The 19464-nt window shown below is 41.1% G+C and carries 13 protein-coding genes; 6 read left to right on the plus strand and 7 right to left on the minus strand.

The window, feature by feature from the left end:
* Window positions 1–523: 523 nt before the first annotated feature.
* From VK664_RS04655 to VK664_RS04665, 3 genes are all read left to right on the plus strand, one after another.
* Window positions 524–874, plus strand: a complete 351-nt coding sequence (locus VK664_RS04655) for a YciI family protein (protein ID WP_461397450.1) — start codon at window positions 524–526, stop codon at window positions 872–874.
* Between the two features lie 52 nt (window positions 875–926).
* A complete protein-coding gene (locus VK664_RS04660) occupies window positions 927–2183 on the plus strand; it encodes an RNA polymerase sigma factor (protein WP_461397451.1) in 1257 nt (418 codons plus the stop codon).
* Window positions 2184–2318: 135 nt separating this feature from the next.
* Complete coding sequence (locus VK664_RS04665) at window positions 2319–2765, plus strand: SRPBCC family protein (RefSeq protein ID WP_461397452.1); 447 nt, start codon at window positions 2319–2321, stop codon at window positions 2763–2765.
* Between the two features lie 76 nt (window positions 2766–2841).
* Here the strand turns inward: VK664_RS04665 and VK664_RS04670 are convergent, their stop codons facing one another.
* On the minus strand, window positions 2842–3813 hold the full coding sequence (locus tag VK664_RS04670; RefSeq protein ID WP_461397453.1) for an SPFH domain-containing protein: 972 nt from the start codon (window positions 3811–3813) through the stop codon (window positions 2842–2844).
* Window positions 3810–4259 carry an NfeD family protein gene (locus VK664_RS04675; RefSeq protein WP_461397454.1) on the minus strand — a complete coding sequence of 150 codons (450 nt, stop codon included), beginning with the start codon at window positions 4257–4259 and terminating at the stop codon, window positions 3810–3812. The genes VK664_RS04670 and VK664_RS04675 overlap by 4 nt, the downstream gene beginning before the upstream one ends.
* 214 nt (window positions 4260–4473) lie before the next feature.
* Between VK664_RS04675 and VK664_RS04680 the strand changes: the two genes are divergently transcribed.
* Window positions 4474–4725, plus strand: a complete 252-nt coding sequence (locus VK664_RS04680) for a hypothetical protein (protein WP_461397455.1) — start codon at window positions 4474–4476, stop codon at window positions 4723–4725.
* A 27-nt stretch (window positions 4726–4752) separates the two neighbouring features.
* Here VK664_RS04680 and VK664_RS04685 read toward each other — a convergent pair whose 3' ends face one another.
* The 4 genes from VK664_RS04685 to VK664_RS04700 form a co-directional block, all read right to left on the minus strand.
* Window positions 4753–7620, minus strand: a complete 2868-nt coding sequence (locus tag VK664_RS04685; RefSeq protein WP_461397456.1) for a DUF7619 domain-containing protein — start codon at window positions 7618–7620, stop codon at window positions 4753–4755.
* A gap of 512 nt (window positions 7621–8132) precedes the next feature.
* The gene (locus tag VK664_RS04690) at window positions 8133–10709 is read right to left on the minus strand and encodes a bifunctional YncE family protein/alkaline phosphatase family protein (protein WP_461397457.1); all 2577 of its coding nucleotides are present in this window, start codon (window positions 10707–10709) and stop codon (window positions 8133–8135) included.
* Window positions 10710–10781: 72 nt separating this feature from the next.
* Window positions 10782–12605, minus strand: coding sequence for a RagB/SusD family nutrient uptake outer membrane protein (locus VK664_RS04695; protein WP_461397458.1), 1824 nt, complete (start codon window positions 12603–12605; stop codon window positions 10782–10784).
* Window positions 12606–12616: 11 nt separating this feature from the next.
* Window positions 12617–15892 carry a SusC/RagA family TonB-linked outer membrane protein gene (locus VK664_RS04700; RefSeq protein ID WP_461397459.1) on the minus strand — a complete coding sequence of 1092 codons (3276 nt, stop codon included), beginning with the start codon at window positions 15890–15892 and terminating at the stop codon, window positions 12617–12619.
* 175 nt (window positions 15893–16067) lie between these two features.
* Here VK664_RS04700 and VK664_RS04705 point away from each other — a divergent pair, with 175 nt between their 5' ends.
* On the plus strand, window positions 16068–16661 hold the full coding sequence (locus VK664_RS04705) for a TetR family transcriptional regulator (RefSeq protein ID WP_461397460.1): 594 nt from the start codon (window positions 16068–16070) through the stop codon (window positions 16659–16661).
* Window positions 16662–16670: 9 nt separating this feature from the next.
* Here VK664_RS04705 and VK664_RS04710 read toward each other — a convergent pair whose 3' ends face one another.
* Window positions 16671–18221, minus strand: coding sequence for an FG-GAP repeat domain-containing protein (locus tag VK664_RS04710; protein ID WP_461397461.1), 1551 nt, complete (start codon window positions 18219–18221; stop codon window positions 16671–16673).
* Between the two features lie 194 nt (window positions 18222–18415).
* Here VK664_RS04710 and VK664_RS04715 point away from each other — a divergent pair, with 194 nt between their 5' ends.
* The gene (locus VK664_RS04715; RefSeq protein ID WP_461397462.1) at window positions 18416–19447 is read left to right on the plus strand and encodes a phosphotransferase enzyme family protein; all 1032 of its coding nucleotides are present in this window, start codon (window positions 18416–18418) and stop codon (window positions 19445–19447) included.
* Window positions 19448–19464: the final 17 nt, after the last annotated feature.

Consider the following 19464-nt stretch of genomic DNA (forward strand, 5'->3'; position numbering starts at 1 on the left):
TATTTTCTCAAATCAACAACCTAAAGGTTCGTCATTACCGTCATATAACGACTGTCATATAAGATATTACCGGGGTGAAGCTGTGATAAAAGGGTTAATCATTATCATTTGCTAGTCGATAGCACTTAGTTTTACCGGGCTTAAGACTTAGCAATGAATTATGGATTTTTAAACGGAGTCAATGCGTATTTAGTATGCAAAAGTTTCAACAAAATTTTCAAGATTGATGACATATAAAAAAACGTTTGAATGAAATAACCACTATCGTAAAACTCCTTTATTTAGTCCCGGAGGTGAGCAATTTGTCTTTCCCTGGTTTTGATCAGGGGGGAAATTTACATAGGTACAAGCAGATGACTTCTGGTGCACACATCATTCACTATCAAAATGCGAACATTAGTTAACAGGAAGTTATAGCAGGCATAACTTGATGAATTTGAATAACGAATCAAAATCTCCATAGCTTATCTAATTCCATAAACCTGGATTTCATAAGTTTTAAACAATTAAAGCTTCAAATAAAATGAAAGATTATTTATTGGTATTCAGGACTGATGAAAATACAATGCAAGCTTTCCCTAAACGCTCACCCGAAGAAATGCAGGTTAGTATGAAACGCTGGATGGACTGGATAGGTGGTATTGCAGCTCAAAACAAATTGACCGATCGGGGAAATAGATTAGTCCCTTCTGGCCAAGTTGTAAAATCTAACAATGTAATCGCTGATGGACCGTATAGTGAAATTAAGGAGTGTATTATTGGCTATAGTATTGTAAAAGCCACTTCTATTGAAGAAGCTGCTGAATTAGCAAAGGGATGCCCTGTCTTAACAATTGGTGGAAATGTAGAAATTAGAGAGATAAGTGCTATGTAAGCATAATTTCAAAAAATCCAGAATACTTTGTTTTACACAGGCAATTATTTTTATGATCCAGGCAGAATTGATGCCTCATTTATTTAGAACGGAGTACAGAAAAATAGTTTCTGTACTCTGCAGATTATTTGGCATTGAGCGCATTGAAATTGCAGAAGACATTGTAAGCGATACTTTTCTTTCGGCATCTGAATTGTGGGGTTTAAAAGGACTGCCTGAAAACCCGGCTGCCTGGCTATATACTGTTGCAAAAAATAAGACGAAAGATCATTTAAAACAAAATTCGCTTTTTGCTGAACACATTTCAAAAGAGATAACATACAGTGCAACGGGTTCGGAAGAAATAGAAATTGATTTGTCAATCAAAAACATCAACGATAGCCAACTGGCAATGATATTTGTGGTTTGCCATCCCTGTAATCCTGCTGAAGCACAAATTAGTTTGGCATTAAATCTACTTTGCGGTTTTGGCGTTGATGAAATTGCAAACGCTTTTCTGACAAACAAAGAAGTTATATATAAACGTTTACAACGAGCCAAAGAAAAACTTAGAATTGAAAAAATAAAAATTGAACATCCTACTTCATCTGAAATAAATGAACGCCTACCTTCTGTTTTAATGACTTTGTATTTACTTTTTAATGAGGGCTATTATTCGTTAAATCAAGACATTACTTTGCGTAAAGACCTATGTTTGGAAGCGATGAGATTAACGTATTTGCTTATTGAGAACAACCAGACAAACAAACCATCTGCAAATGCCTTGTTTTCCTTAATGTGTTTTCATTCATCAAGATTTGATGCAAGTCTTAACCAAAACGGAGAAATAATTCTATATGGAGACCAGGAAACGGACTTATGGAGTCAAGACCCGATTAGCAAAGGAGAATATTTTTTGGATCAGGCTTCGCAAGGCGATACACTTTCAAAATTTCATTTAGAAGCTGCCATCGCTTACTGGCATACTTCTAAAACCGATTCAAAAGAAAAATGGGAAAATATTTTACAGCTATATAACCAACTACTCGTTATTGAATATTCACCTATTGCAGCTTTGAATAGAACTTATGTACTTGCCAAAGCAAATGGGAAAATGGAAGCAATTATAGAAGCAGAAAAGATAAAACTTAATGGAAATTATTTGTACCATTCATTGTTAGGTGAACTCTATACTGGCATTGACTATACAAAGGCGATTTCGCATTTACAGGATGCTTTAACACTTGCAAAATTTACCACTGACAAAAAGGTTCTTTTAAATAAAATCTTTGAGTGCAGGCAGAAAGAAAGGACATCTAACATTCTATAGCTGGCCCACAGTCAGATTTTTTTTGAAAAAAAATTTGCGTAACCCAGAAGTTACCTATATATTTGAGTAACTTTAAAGTTACCTATTGAAAAGCTGGATTTTTATTTCTTCATTAAATACTTAAAATAGATTAAGATGAAAACACCCGATTTTACTACCACCTTACTGGTGGACCAAACAACAAAAAAAGTTTTTGATGCGATTAACAATCCCCGGCTCTGGTGGTCAGGAGAAGTTGAAGGCAATGCAGGAGAACTAAATGATGAGTTCACCTATCGATATAAAGACTTCCACTATTCCAGGCAAAGAGTAATTGAAATGATCCCTGGTCAAAAGGTAGTGTGGCTGGTTACTGAGTGCGTCATTAATTACGTTGAGGACAAAGACGAATGGATCGGAACAAAGATCAGTTTCGAAATTTCTCAGGAGGGCAACCAAACCAGGCTTCGTTTTTCTCATTTGGGTTTAGTGCCCACTGTCGAATGCTTCGATAGCTGTTCAAATTCATGGAGCCAGCTTATCCATCAAAGTTTATCTGGTTTAATTACCACTGGTAAGGGCAAGCAGCTTATTTTAGCCTGAGCTACTTACTGCGTTAATTTATCCATTCCGAAAAATCGGGATCATAAAATTATTTTATGATGGTTAAGAAATAATCCTATTGCCTCGGATTACTTGCCCGGTTATCAGCACTGGTCAAAATTGGCGATTCCGGCCTGGTCTTATTTAATACAGTGGTAATGCTAGTGATTACGCCAGCGATATCGGAAAGGTCAGCGGGCACGATCATAGAGTTATTGGTTTTGGCCAGCTTGCCAAACTCTGTCAGGTACTGTTCGGCAATTCTCAGATTTACAGCATTCATACCACCTTCCTCATTTATTGAGCTGGCGATTTCACGAATTCCTTTTGCCGTAGCAAACGCAACCAATTCTATCTCAGTAGCCCGTCCCGCCGCTTCATTGATCCGGCGTTGCTTCTCGCCTTCAGAGCGTGCAATCGCTTCCTGTTTATCACCTTCTGCCCGGTTAATCTTTGCCTGCTTGTCACCTTCTGATTCTGCAATTAACGCTCTTTTTTCACGTTCGGCGCGCATCTGCTTTTCCATTGCGTCCTTAATGCTCTGTGGCGGTGAAATGTTCTTCACTTCATAACGAGATACCTTGATTCCCCATGGACCACTAGCCTTATCTACTGCTTCCACGATGCTGCCATTTACAGTTTCCCTTTCTTCGAAGGTTTTATCCAACTCCATCTTTCCAATGATACTACGCATGGTTGTTTGCGAAATTTGAACAACGGCAAATTTATAGTTGTCTATTCCGTAAGAGGCCTTTTGCGGATCGATTACCTGCAGGTACAAAATGCCGTCTACTTCTACCGCGATATTGTCTTTGGTGATACAGATCTGTGAAGCTACATCTATAGCCTGTTCTTTCTGGTTTTGACGATATGCTATCTTATCGATAAAAGGTATCAGGATATGAAAGCCTGCTTCCAGTGTACGACTGTATTTACCCAGCCTTTCCACGATATAAGCCGACCGTTGTGGTACTACTTTAAACGTAGATAAAAACGCGACTAAAAGAAAAAGGATTAAAACTATCAATATAATGGTAGAGGCTGTCATTGTAAAGATTTAGTGGATTTAACTATTAATAAAATGCTGTCATTACCTATGATGGTCACATTTTCTCCTTTTTCAATCTGGTCCTCTGATCGTGCATCCCAGTTGGTCCCCTTGAAATCGACTTTGCCATTTTGACCAGGGCCAATAAAACTTTCCGCCTTACCGGTCTTACCAATAAACTCATCTTCAAGTTCAGTAGAATGTTTCTTTGTCCAGATTATTTTTTTCACCCAGTTTCGAAACAGCAAAATTGTAATTATTGAACTGGCAAGAAATAATATAAGTTGCGCGTTAATACTCAGGTCAACAAATAAAGAAACAATGGCTACTACCCAGGCTCCGACAGCGAAGAAAAAAAGAATCAGACCCGGCACAACAAATTCCAGCAAAAAGCATACAAAGCCTATTATAAACCAAATAACGGCGGCATTAAGAAAATTTTGCATAAAATATATTTAATTGTTCTTAACATATGCTCCTGTCGAAGATAACGTTAATATTCGGATCGCCTGTTTCTCCATAGGGTGCCCCTGGAAGAGCTAAGGGATTTTGATTTTGTGATTATTATAGCGGCCTCACAAATCCGAACATTTCCGTAGATTGCTTTTGCCTGAAAAAAGCACAGAAACATTATCGGCCGTAATCACCGAAAGTACGGCAATGAAATATTTCAATAAAACCCAGGTTGCCGGTCAAACGCTGTTGGTAAATGATAAACCTATGGGTACTCCATTCGAATTTGAACAAGTTTACGATGCTTCGATAGAAAAAGTTTGGTATTTTCTGTTCACCAATCTTGTAGCTTTGCGCCTGCCCGGGAGTTACCATGTTGTGCTCTACGCGCTGCGCAGCAACTTCAGTGATTCAAGGGCGATTAAAACTGCGGCTTGTCACTATAAATTTGTAGGATAATGTAAATTAATATTGACGATAAACGTTTTAATATTTTATAACAGATACCACTCCGATTATTTTTTTCTTTAACAAATCAGACACAGAAATAATATATGTCCCCGCTCCTATGCTTAGATTCGATAACCTGACCAGTTTTTCGTTTTGAACTAAGTACTGATATAAAATTCGCCCATCAGTAGACATTAATTTGATTGAATACTTTTTGGACGGCTGAAGTCCGCCAATCATAAAATCTTGTTGAAATGGATTCGGAAAAACTTTGATTATTTGACCTGGAAAATCTATATCGACCAACCCTGTAATAGAATTCAATTTTATGTTGATACTATCATATGCATACAATGAACCAAAGCACGCTTCACTGGCTTTCATTCGAACATAAATCCAATTATCGCCCGGCTCGAGTTGTGAGGCGATTATGTTGATGCTATCAGATAAGCTTTCGGCTTGTAGAGTCTTTCTGAAGTCACTGAATAATGAAAATGTATATCGAGGGCTTAAACCCGCATTTTGTACGGAAACCGCAACAATTTTCACAGCTTCGTTTGAAGAGGTTAATACTGTTCTGTTGGCCACAAGACTAAATTTTGGATTTACATTAGCGCATCCAACCGAGACTTTAGTTTGTTGAATTGGTGTCTTGATGGGAAGGTTAAAATCAAAATAAATTGAAGCTGAGTTTTTGATTACATTACCTATCGCCAGATCGGATTTGGGTCTGATCTTAAAGCGAATATACCCGTGACTACCAGGCTCATTGGTCAAACTATCTACCAACAAAATCGAATTGAATGTCCATTTGAGGTAGCGGCCACCTGTAATTGAAAGTTCATAAGAATGGCTTGCATCTTGCATTGTTAAGCTTTCCCAATTCAGATTCGCTTCCAGGGTATCGAGTACGACTATGTTGAAAGCTGTATCAGTTCCAGTATTTTGAAATCTAATCAGATAGTTCAGATAAGCGCCACTTTTAATTTCGGTGGTTGAAATTAAACCGCCATGACTTTCTAACTTATCATTTGGATCAAAAGATCCTGTTAATATTTGTTTGAAATCAATATGATTATTTTCCTGAGTAATGTCTGCGCTATCGGGAAAAATTGAAACGCTGGATGAAATTGTATCGCCGTTTACCAGGATCGGGGGTGCGCTGATAGACAATCTGATTCCAATCTTTCCCGAGTCCATTGGATTTATATTCAGTAATTTCCAGACGATCGTATCTCCTATTATCTGGGGGGGCTGAGTTGCGGAAATATAGCGAAGTAATGAACTTTTAATAAAGCGCAACTCTGCAGTAGGAAAAGTTGTTGTGCCTTTATTCTTATATATAAGTGTGTACCCGGTTTCAAAACCGGGCCTGGCAGGATTTATTGGAATAAGATCAACCACCAGATCTTTCCTCTGTGAAATTGGAATTAAACGAATATCAAAAGAATCTTTATTACCATAGTTTCTGAAATTGAAGGCTTTTGAAGCTGGTTGCACCCGATAGTTCACTTCGTCAAAAGCGAATTCTACACTGTGCACTCCGGTATCTATGTAGGAAACAAATCTTCCGTTTTGTGGAGTTGAAATTGTGCTGTGCCCGGTTGATTCTTTGAGGACCTTTAATTTGCCATCGTTGAATATATTTTCATTGGGACCCCTCACCCCATTTGAATCGAGATCAATAAAAATATTACCGGTGATTCTATTACCGGTTCCAAGTTCAGCATACCACATTTGATAATAAGCACCCACAGGAAAGTTACTGACGTATGGATTTCCGGGCCCAACAATAGAAGAAATTTGTATCGTACCGGATCGATTTTCGTCAATTTTTAAAATTGACAGGTATGGGTCGTTATACCCCCCTAAAAAAATCTGGTCAATGTTATTTGTTGCCTCGGCCAAACGAACCAGCCATGTAACATGTTTGTAATGATTGTTTGGAACGCCATAGTCAGAGGATCGGGTGAGCCCACCCAGGTAAATTTCACCCGAATTTGAGCAGTGTATTGCGTTAAATCTATCATCTTGCGACCCTCCATATAAACGGCTCCATATTATATTACCGTCGGCAGATAATTTAACAACCCACGCATTTTCACTTTCTGTCAGGCCGGACACGAAAGGAACATCCTTATCAAATGAATTGCTTTCTCCGACGGCATATAAATTACCCTGACTATCTTCTGTAACGTCATAAAACTTTTCGGCCTGAGAACCGCCATACATTTTAGTCCAAAGCAGATTTCCGTTGATATCTAATTTAATCAGCATCGCATCATTATGCCCTTTCCCATTCGAATATGTACCATCGGTCGATATAGTACCGCCGGAAACCAGATAGTTACCGTCGCGCGTTCTAATCATTTTCCCACAAGTTTCCCAGCTATTTCCAGGCAAAATCTTTTGCCATAATAAACTACCATTTTTATCTAACCTTGCGAGGAAAATATCAAAGTGTGCAATTCCTTCGCCAAATCCCCCACCTACCATCGTAACCCCTGAAACCATGAAACCTCCATCTGGAATTTCCAGAACATTCATACCGACGTCAACTTCATCACTACCTAAACATTTACTCCATTGTAAAATTCCGAGACTATCTACTTTCAGGATCCAAATATCGAGATTGCTACCCGCGGCCGGTCTTTCATCTAAACAGCCTTGCAAGTCCCCGGAAACAATGAAACCGCCATCATTTGTTTCTGATATACCTGATGCTCCGGCCATTTTGAATTGCGAACCATAATTTCTGGACCAAATATGTTTCTTATTAGCATCAAGTTTCGTCAGCAAAATATCGCTGGAACCGTAGACAGTTTTAATGTATTCATTTGGAAGCGAGATTTTGCTCAAAAGCATTAACTCCCCTGTAGAAGTATTGATAAACGTGGTATTCATGTAATCTGAATTTTCACCAAAACATCGTTCGTATTTTACCTGCAAAGACTGAGATTGCACATTAAAACAATTAACTAAAATAACCAGACTTAGAGAAATAATGATCGGGAGCTGTTGGGGACGGCGCATATAATTCGTACTCTTATTAGGTAAATAGTCAGGGTTAATGTGTTGCGTACGACCAGGCTAATGGAAATGATGCGGAAATAAAAATATAATTTGTTTCGGGAAAAAACAATTTTGCTTTCAAAAAGGAAATATTTGAAAATTAAGCAGCTCTCTTCACCGTCAATTGTATTGAGAATATTATTTGAGCACGTAATTATCATACGCACGATAGAAGTAATCCCTGGCTTCCAGTGGACTTTATCCGGGCGTCATTAGTTCGAAGACAATGTTTCCTTCGCGTGATCCTTTCTGTTATACATCGGTTGCAGTAACAAACCCATCTTTTAAAAACAAAACATTGTAAGCCATAAAAGAAAACCGACAATTACATTTACCCACCCTGGCTAATCATCATCGTCTTTGGGGTTTACTTTCAAACCGAGGGCTTTTAAACCTTTTTGATGGGCACCGAAATATTTTCTTGGAAACGGCTTATCTCCATGTATGGTAGACCATACATACTCACTGAATATAAGGGCGTCCTTATCGATGAGATCCGGCCTGGAGAAGTCCATTTTTTCGGTAAAGGGCGCCAGCCTGGCAGTTGTTTTATGTTTAATCGCCTGCCTGGGAGGATTCATCTCATTAATAGGAATGGAAGGCGTCAGGCTATTATAGGTAGTATAATCAGGGTTTTGTTGAAAGCATTCAGTCATCAACGGAGCTGCAGCAACCAACTGATTCATGGGCGGTACGCCGAAAATCTGGCAGATGGTATGCAGCACTGATGACTGATTGTAAAATTTACTGATGACCACGTCACGCTTTACGTAAGGGCCTGCTACCATACATATGGAACGATGTCCATCGACATGATCTGTACCGCTTTGCGGATCATCTTCGTTGATAAAGATGGCCATATCCTTCCAAAACGAACTTTTTGAAAGAGCTTCTACAACCCTTCCTGTTGCCCAATCATTATCGGTCACATAAGCACGGGGGGTAGGATTCTTTTCATTATAACCAGAGGTGTGGTCGTTTGGTAAATAAATGATCATGAATTCCGGCAAACTGCCCGCTGCTTCATATTCTTTCAGGGCATTGATGAATGCGTCGGCCCTCACCTGGTCCGGAATGTCCATGTTCCAGCCGGGGAAACGCAGGTCGCTGTACTGTTCCAAACTTTTCATTGCGTACACGCACTTGTACTGAGCAGAATCGTTTTTATTTTTCCAGGAATTATATTGATCGGACCAGGTCTTTCCTTTTGTTATTTCGGCCAAATCTGTTTCGCCAAAATTCCTGAATGAAATGCCTTTGCGCAACATGTGATTCCAGATGAAACCGCAACCTGCATAAGACAGGGGATCGGTGCCAAAATCATAGGAGCAATGTCCCATCGAAAAATCTTTTTCATGATAAGGTGTCGTGATACCTTGAACCGCCCATTGGTGTCCGTCACTCGAGTTGACGCCATTGCAATAGTAATTATCCAGGAGAACAAATTGGCTGGCGAGTTCATGCGTATTGGGAGTGATCGTTTTTCCAAATTCAACCAGGCTGGAATCGCAGTTACCTTTTCCAAAATCTCCTAACACCTGATCGAACTTTTTATTCTCCTTGATGATATATACCACATGCTTTATCACAGAGGGTTCACCGACGTTGTCAGGAACAGGTTTGGGTATGGCGCCGGGATTGGATTTAGCCTGTGCCCTCAGCAAATCTATAAAGTGAAATCCTTTACTGGCTTCTGCCGTATACTTATCTGCTTCCATTTTATTTTTTGGAAGCTCAACTTTTTGCAATTCCCCTTTTAAAGCGGTCACGTTTCCAATGAATAAATGATCTCCTGCAACATTTATCGCACCCGGGAAGCCACCGGCTGCGATAAAACCATAAGGGCCGTTCTGCGGCTGTTTCAGATCGATGAGCGCAATGGAATTATTCCCGGCGTTGGCAGCCAACAATGTATTCCCTCCCCCGCTGAATGCCAGAGCTGTCGTGAGGCTCCCATAAGGAAGAGAAGCATCCGGCTTGGTGCTGATCGTTTGTATAATCTTAAATGTTTTTGCATCTATAACGCTGATGCCATCGCCACTATCGTCCGTCACATAAAGCAATTTGCCGTCCGGCGACAAAATCATGGACTCGGGTTGGATGCGTGTAGTGATATCTGCAATTTTTTTTCTCGACTGAACATCGATAACTGTGACGGACCCGCGCAGTGCAACCGAACGGTCATCCACAGCAACTGCTGTTCCGGCTGAGGTTTCCGTCTTATCTCCTTCTTCAGGATGCGGCCCGCCGAAATTGCTCACGAATGCCAGCTTTTTGTCTTTACTGATAACTACAGCATAGGGACAAACACCGACCGGGATCGTGCTTAACAACTTGCCTTTTTTAAGATCAACAACAGCGATCCTGTTTGTGATCGCAAGAGCTACGAAAGCAATATTGTTATTACACAATCCAATTCCTAACGGATTGCTTTTTTTATTACCAACCGACAGATCGATCTTCTTTGTAAGTATAAATGTCCCCGAGCTGTTGATATTTCCTACATACAAATTCTTTTGCAGGCCGGTAAAATAAATAGTAGAATCGTTGCTATCCACTTCCAGGCCATTCATCGAACCGGATTCTTTATCCTGATAATCGAAAGAATCGAGCTTTTTAAAATCTTTGGCATCAATAAAAGTTATCCGCCTGTTGGTCTTTGCAATAAGCAAATTCTTTTGATGTGCAAATGCAAGGTTCAATACCCTGGTGCCCTTAGCCAGGCTCAGGCTTTGCCCCGCCGGATTCAACACCTGGCCATTCACCAGCAATTTATCTCCTGCCAAAAAACTTGTCCAGGAAGTATCTACGGGTTTTCTTTTGTCCTTTCTTGGCTCCGGTATGTTGGAAGTATCCTGTGCCTCTATGCTTTGGAAACTCAATAAAAGACATACAAATATTAAATACGGTCCTGTTTTCATATGTTTTGAATAGTTTTCATAAGTTTTGAATAGCTGGTGAAATATTATTAAAGAACTATGGATTATTCAGGGTTACTCCCATCCGAAAATCTGCTTCAGATTTGAATTAAGAGCTATTTGTGCTTGTGGTACAGGGCGGTAATAATATTTGGGGGTTATAAATGTTTCCATATCTTCTATCGTCTGCATATTTCCTGATGTAATATTTCCCAGAAATAAATTCACATCCTCTCCAAAGGTACCCACCCGGTAATACCTCAAAACATGGCCCAGGCTGTTGGTTTCTTTATCGGCAGGAATAGACTGTGATGCCGGAAGTAAATAAATGTCTTCAATTCCGTCACCGGTCATATCCTTCTTGCCGAGGGAAGAGAAATAAATACCCTGCGGTTCTTTTTCCAAAAGCTTACCCGCTTCCCAACGCATCAGGTCATCATATCGCAGGCCTTCGAAGGAAAGTTCAACTCTTCTTTCGCGTCGTATTTCATAGACAAGCCCCCGCAGGCCTCCGGTTACATTGGAAAACTTAGCGGATTCTACCGGGTCAACGGGTGCGCTCAGCATCAAATGCGGCATACCGACGCGATCTCTTAACTTGTTTATGGTATTATCCAAATCAGTTTGCGTAATTTTTTCAAGTTCTGCCTTAGCTTCAGCATAAATCAATAATATCTCAGCAAACCGGTAAAGTGGGATATCTTTTCCATTCCTGTCTGCCTGGTCGGTGTAGTTGTAAAACCCTTTGATCTGGTGGTATCCTGAAAAGTTCTTTTGCAGTTGCTGAACATATAACCCGGCGCCCTGCGCATAGGTGCCAGACCGGGCCAACACCCATCCCGGATAGGCATAGGTTTGCCACAGGCGTGGGTCCCTGTTTTTAAATTCCTGCACATATTCATTCTGCTGGTAATTGGGTTGGCTGCTATAAAAGCTACCATCCTTCATCAGGTAAGCCTGTACCAGGTCTTTTGTAGGAGAAGTTTCATAATTGCCAAATACGCCTTCGCCCACGTCCCCATTCAGCACATTGTTTTCATAACGCCTGGCCAGGATTATTTCAGGATTCGCATCAAGATTTTCATTGTCAAAAAGACTTCCATAATCACGATCGGGTTTGCCGGTTGTATAAAGATTGAATTTGCCGCTGACCATGATATCATTTGCCATCTCAGACGCCTTTTGCAGCAAAGCTGTCGCAGAGCCCTGCAAATTCAGTTCAGTATGATACTTCCTGAAAGTGCCTTCGTACAAAAGAAAACGGGCGTAGTCTGCCTTGGCCACCCAACGGGTAACTGCACCTGCAGAAGCTTCTTCATCAATATGACTAACTGCGAAGTCATAATCTTCTAATATATGGGTCACAACTGTTGCACGCGAATCTCTTGTCGCAAATAAAATTTCTTCGCTTGCGGTTTCTACTGGCACGTCGATCCATGGAACATCAGAATAACGTTTTATTTTGGTTGCATAAAACCTGGCCCTGAAAAAACGAGCCAGCCCTTCAAAATGATCCAATCTGTCTTGTGTAATCCTGGCTTTTTTGAAATTGGCCAGGAATATATTCACTTTCCGCAACTGCTCCCAATTCCAACCCTCTGTAATCGTTGATGAACTAGGGCTGCTTCTCATCATGTTTTTCAATTCCACGCTTCCTGTGCTCCAGGCATTGTCGGTTAAAGTATAGGCTTCATCTGTATAAATGCCGGTACCCGAAAAGTCGTACATGTTGTTCGTATATAAATTCAGATCCGCTTCTGTATTGAAGAAAGAGCTTACACCCATCTGCGTTTCCGGGAACCGGTCGAGGCTTTTGCTACAGGATATAACAGACAGGCCAAGCATTAGTATTGCCGAATAGTATACTGTTGTTTTATTAAAGTATTTTTTAGCTGACATGTTCTTAAGATTTAAAATGTAAGATTAATTCCTGCTGAATAACTGCGCTGGAAGGGATAAGTCATTCCATGACCGTTACGTCCTACGCCCGTGCGGGGATCGGAGTTAATGTCTGCGTTACTTGTTTCAGGATCGAAATAATCTTTTACGGCTGACCATTCAAATATATTTTCACCGGAAGCGTATATACGAAGTGAGGAGATACCAAATTTTTCTGTCAGCGGCCTGGGCAAGGTATAGCCAACACTAATATTCTTGATGCGAAGATACCCGGCATTAAGCATGTAATCGGTTTGTGGAATTACCAATCCCATTGCCTCGTCAATCCGGGTTCCAAGGTTCGCGTCAGCCATCCACGATTGAAGTACAGGAAATTTAGCATTATGATTTGCCCTGGACAATCCCAGATTGACGTATGACTGGGAACGTTTTTCCAAATCTGTAGGGCTATCATCCCCGGGCCGATAAAAATCCAGCAGATGTTCGTATGTATTACCATATGGTTGCTGGTAAAAACCAAAATACAGGTAGTCGAGCGGGTAATAATCTCTTTTAGCCACGCCCTGCAGAAATATCCTTACATCGAAGTTCTTCCAGTTGGAATTCAAATCCAGCCCGAACTGGTATCTCGGAGATGAGTTACCTATAACAGTAAGATCTTTGGTATCGCTCAGCGTGTATCCTTTCTCTATTTTACCATTGCCATCCTTATCAACATATTTAGGCCATCCTGGAACAATGGCTAATGCATCCCAGGGAATAATGGAATTCTGATCAAGTTTGTCTATCTCCCCCTGGCTCTGGAAAAGCCCATTGCTTTGCAATCCCCATATCTCTCCCAAATTCATTCCTTTGTAATACTGGGTAATGCTTCCGGTAGGATTATCAAACCTGGTAATGGCAGTTTTTGAATCAGACAATATAAAGCGGGCATTGAATGCCAGGGGACTTCCGCTAACATTAAATCTGTTCTGATAGCCAACAGAAAGTTCCCAACCCCTGGTTTGCAAATCTGCAGCATTTTCGTTTGGTTCACTCGCCCCCAAAACATCCGGCAAATCCTTGCCAAGCGTAAGCATGTTTAAGGTGTTACGTTTATACATGTCAAATGAAAGTGTAACACGGTTTTTTAAAATACCAAGATCCAGACCAATATTGGTGGTATTTACTTTTTCCCAACTATAGTTGCTTGAAACAAGACCCGGGGGATTTATCATAAGTGGTCGTCCATCTCCAATCAGATAAGGTGATGTGGCGGTACCCATGGTAGGTATATAACCGTAATAAACACTGCCCAGCGCCTGGTTACCTAATGAGCCGTAAGAAGCGCGAAGTTTCAGGTTGTCGATTACGCCTTTAAGAGACTGCATAAAGGATTCCTGGTCCACCCTCCAGGCCGCTGATGCTGAAGGGAAGAAACCAAACCTTTTATCTTCGGGAAAGCGTGAAGACCCGTCATAACGGCCATTGAATTCTACGATATACTTATCATCGAAAATATAATTCAACCTGCCAAATACTCCTCTTAAAGCATAAGTGCTGATACTTTCATTTCCGTCTAATATACCGGTAGCCAGTGCAATGGTGGGAAAAGAAGCTGAGACCAGATCTCCCCTGTTAACCCAAAAATCTTCCGAACGGTAACTTTCCTGGTTGTAACCCATCACTGCGCTGATAGCATGCTTTGAAAACTTTTTATTCAGCGTTCCATAAATATTAAAGATCCGATAGTTAATAAAATCCGCTTCGCGCCTGGCTGAATTTGTCCCCAACTCACGCACGTCATCGGGGCCATAACCTACCTTGTAGGTGGTTTGGTAACTGTTTAGATTAGCCGAAGAGTTTCTGAAAGTGTAATCCGCATTGATGGTCAGCAGTTTGTTCCAAAAAGACGCTTCCCCGGTAAATGTTGACTGGATTACACTTTGCTTTTCAGTTGCAACACCTCCGTCAGCCGCCCGGGCTGCAGCATCACCAACACTTGTATTGGCCCAGGTGCCGTCAGGGTTTTTATCCCATGCTGTCGGAAAATAAGTATATACACTCCATGAGTCGAATTGCGATGGCTTCTTACGGTTTGTATTAGTATAAACGGTATTGTTCCCTATTTTCAGCCATTTGCGAATGCTATAATCTACCTTGGCTCTCAAACTAAAACGCTCAAAATAATCATCTGCAACTGTGAGTGCACTGTTCTGCCTGTTGTAACCTCCGGAAAGATAATATCTCATTTTATTGTTCTCGCTGCTGCCGCTAATTGATAAGTCGTGGTTCTGATTAAAGGTGTAATCATCATAAAAATAACGGGTCCAGTCGCGGTCGCCCATGTATTCCCACTGTGTAGGAACGGTGGGGTTCACCCTTACTCCCGGGATGGAGGGATCATCAGAACGTTCTTTGGCATATTCATAATACTGGTCATCATAGTTAACGTTGTCCCAGGGTGTATTATCTGTTGACAGTTCCAATAAACGGGAAAATACATAAGGATCGGTAATCATCCTGGGCATTACCGTCGGTTTATTGAGGCTGAAGTTGTTGGAATAACTAACAGTAGCTTTAGCCGAAACGCCCACTTTGGTCGTAATCAATATTACTCCGAATGCAGCCCTGGCACCATAAATAGCAGCCGCTGAAGCATCTTTGATCACAGACATTGATTCAATGTCCTGTGGAGCAAGCAGGTTTAATTCTGCGGGGGTATTTTGTACTCCATCTATCAGTATAAGCGGATCGCCGCCGTTAATGGATGTAATACCGCGAATGTTAATATAAGGAGTTTGCCCGGGCGCACCGGAAGAGAACCTGATATTCAGGTTGGGAACCATACCCTGCAAGCCTTGAGCTACATTGGTGATGGGACGATTTTGCAGGTCTTTCGCCTTCACCTGGTCAACAGCTCCTGAAAGGTTGACTTTTTTCTGCGTTCCAAAACCAACCACAACCACTTCCGACAAACCCTGAGAGGCTTGCTCAAGTACAATTTCATAAAAATTTGCTTCGGTGATGGCAACTTCTTTGCCCGCATAACCTACCGCAGTAAGATGCAGTATGTCACCAACTTTTGCATTCATACTAAAGGTTCCGTCCTTTTTTGTATTGGTACCGGATTTTGAATTGGCACCGGATCCATTTCCGCCAATGCTGATGCTAACGCCTGAAAGAAGTTCTCCATCACTGCTTTTTACAACACCGGAGACGGGCTTTTCTGCCTGGAAACCAAAGCACACAATAGGCTGCAGGCATATTATGGCTAGTAAAAATTTAAAAAATATCTTCTGTTTCATAAGTGAAATGTTTTGGTTGGGATAGGATCGCGAAGATATCCGGCGAGTATTAACATAATATTAAGCCAGCGTTAATTTTGTTTGAACGCTTATTCAATTAAAAATTCGCAATAAAGTATGAACCAATTATTTGAAAAGGTGTATACTTTGCAATTGGCTAAATAAATCATTCCCAATGGGCAGAGCTAGCAAAAAGGAGATCAGACAGAAAGAGATTATTGAAGGCTATTATAAGGTTGCAAAACTGGAAGGTCTTGAAAACACTTCGATTGCCAAGATTGCCAAAGAGACCGATATTAATCCAAGTCTTATTATCCATTATTTTCAAACAAAAGACGATCTTACAAAAGGATTAATTGGACACATACTTGATAAGTACTCTGAAATTTATCATGTCCCTCCATCACGAAAAGCTACGCGGTTGACAAGGCTTAAGTTCGTTATAGACAGCCTGATTTCAAATAAATGGGACGATTTGGTAGATAATGGCATTTATTTTAGCGGTTATGCCCTGGTTTTCAGGGACCAGGTTGTAAAAGAACAATATAAAGCAATGCACGACCAGCTTCGCAGCATACTAACCGCCCTGATACAGGACTGTATTGACCATGATGAAGTTATTGTAAAGGATTCCCGCAAGGCTGCACAACTTATATATATGATGGTTGATGGCGCCTATTTTTATCTGAGCCTTATTAATGACAAAAAGGAATTTGAACAGAAACTGGTTCTCTTCAGACAGCATGCATACCAGTTCCTGGGGATATAATAACGTTAGTCACTGCTTTCCATCATTCCATAAAATCATCACCTGTGGAAACCACTCAACTCCCTGATTAATCAAGTTTGAAAAGTCATTCACTGTATACACAAACGAGCCGAGGATGATATCCTGATCACCATCGCGATCGAAGTCGCAAGCCTCCATAGTAATCCATTTCCCGTTTGCAGCCACGGGCGTGGATGAAGACGAAAACGTCAGGTCGCCTTTGTTTTCAAGGTAGAGGAAGGAGTTCGACTGTTCTTTTGGATCATCGTAGAATGCGATGGCTGCAATGTCGAGGTCACCATCGTTGTCGAAGTCGCGGGCAACGGCTTTGCTGGCACCATAAAAGGGAAAGAATTTGGTGATCTTAAAATTATTCCTGCCGTCATTCATCAGTATGCGGATGCCGTGATAATTTTTTTTGACAGGCGACAAATCCCAGTTATCTCCGTTAGTCAGTAAAATATCAGGATGTCCGTCTTTGTTAAAATCAGTCAGTTCAAAATAAGTCATGCCGTACACAGGTGGAAATTGATAAATACTCTTTTGGGAAAACTTATTCTTTCCCTGGTTGATAAAAAGAATCAACTCTTCTCTTGCCTGAGCCATTAATGCCATGATATCGGGTTTTCCATCACCATTAAAATCACACACTTCAACGCGTCTTGCTCCGGGTTGAGATTTCAAAACATGCTCCTTGTCTGCGTCGCCGCCTTCGAACCAGCTAAGCTTCCCGGTGTGGTTACCAAACTCGCAAATGATCACATCATTTACGCCATCCGAGTTTAGATCACTTACTTCGCAGGCAACGGGTCGTGCGAGATGATTGATTTTCTTCGGTCCACTCGCGGACTTCGCGGACTTCGCAGATGAAGTTGCAGTATCAAAGGCATAAAAACTTCCGTTAATTTTCTGCGATGGCTTTAGGGAACCGATGCAAAGTACCCGCGGGGATCCAGGTATATGGAAATTGATATCAACAGGTGCGCTTTCCAATTTCCATGACGCCAGCAATTTAAGATTGCGCCTCATCGCATATAGTTCACGCCGAACGTCGCCAATAAACAAAAGTCCGGAGCTGCTATCGTATTTCAGGAGGCTTGTTTGGGGCAATTTTTCTTTTGTAAATGAAAATGCCTCTGCATGAAAATTATTCAGCAGGCTGTCGAATGTTGGAGGATTGTTTTGCGGTAAGGGTTTGTCAGGAGCATTTTGCAAATAGTATTCCACGATTTCTTGCCAGTCGGCCTGGGGCAGTAAAGCTTTTTCGGGAAACACATGTAAAGTTTTTATTGATTGCGCTTCATCCTTTTCCATTTTTGCATATGGATCGTCACCAGGCTTCCTGATACCCAATCTCCAACCCATATTGGGTAACACAGTTTCCTTCCAGGTTTTTTTGTCGAGCAGGGAAGGGTCGGGGAACAAATGGCAGGTTGCGCAATAGGTCTTTGCAAGTTTCTCACCTGTACTGGAAACGAAGGCCGGAGTAAATGCAAGACCCGTAAAAATCATTATAACAAAGCACGCAAGGGGAATAAAAAAAATACGGTAACGCGTCATGAGGTAAGATTTCCCGGACTAAAAATGAAAGTTAGCAATCTATGATATAATTCCGACATTGGCAGATCGACTCTTAATCCCTACAGGTCTGTCTCCTGTTCAACTATGATAGCCACTACTAAATCGAACATTTGAATGCTGATGTTCACGATTTTATCATACAACAAAATATTATAGACTCATATCTTTATCACATGAAACCTGTTTTCCCTGCAACTTACTCTACCCTTTGCCCTATAGCGCTTTCCTCGTTGGTCTCAGCAAAATATGAATTAGAAAATGTTCAATGCAAACTCCTGGCCCGGGGTGTAGGCGATACCTATTTGGTTGAATCATCCGAAGGCCGCTTTATACTTCGGGTCTACCGTTCTTCTCATCGAAGTCTGCCACAAATAAAAGAGGAAATGGAGTTGCTTTTGGCGTTAAAGCAGGCTGATGTCTCCGTGTCTTATCCCATTCCCGATGTTTCCGGAGAGGCTATTCAGAACCTTGAAGCGGTTGAAGGGGAAAGACATGCTGTTCTATTTAGTTATGCACCTGGTCATTCGGTGAGGATACTGAATGAAAACCAACTTCGCATCTTTGGCCGTGAAATGGCACGCTTTCATAATGTATCATCGACAGTAAGAGTGGGAAAAGAAAGGTGGAATTTTGATCTCGAAACAACTCTTTTCAAGCCCTTAAAAATGTTGAAATCCGCCTTTGAAGAAGATCCTGAAGGGCACGACTGGCTGCAGCAGGCAGCGAAGCAGATAGAGAAAAAGTTGTCGCAATTAAACAAATCCGGATTTTCAAAAGGCTATTGCCATTTTGACTTCCTTCCCAAAAACTTTCATTTCACAGATGATTCGGTTACCTTTTTTGACTTTGATTTTATGGGTTACGGTTGTTTGGTGAATGATATAATGACCTTTTGGCAACACCTTAGCCTGGATGTATATACCGGGAGGATGACACAAAAAGCGGCCAATGATGCCTATACGATTTTTCTTGAAGGATATCGTGAATATCGTCCTGTTAGTGAACAGGAGTTGGCGGTAATACCTTATCTCAGCCTGGGATTCTGGCTTTTCTATATGGGCTTTCATACTACCCACGATCAATTCTATGCTTTTATCCAGCCTTCACAATTAAAATTGTTTACTGGATTTTTAAGACATATGGTAGACACGTATTGGAATAAGGAGGATGAAATAAAATTTAATTTCATAAAACCCGTTCACTGACCATTTAAACCACCATT

The organism is Flavitalea sp. (assembly GCF_035489435.1).
Lineage (GTDB): Bacteria > Bacteroidota > Bacteroidia > Chitinophagales > Chitinophagaceae > DATHKG01.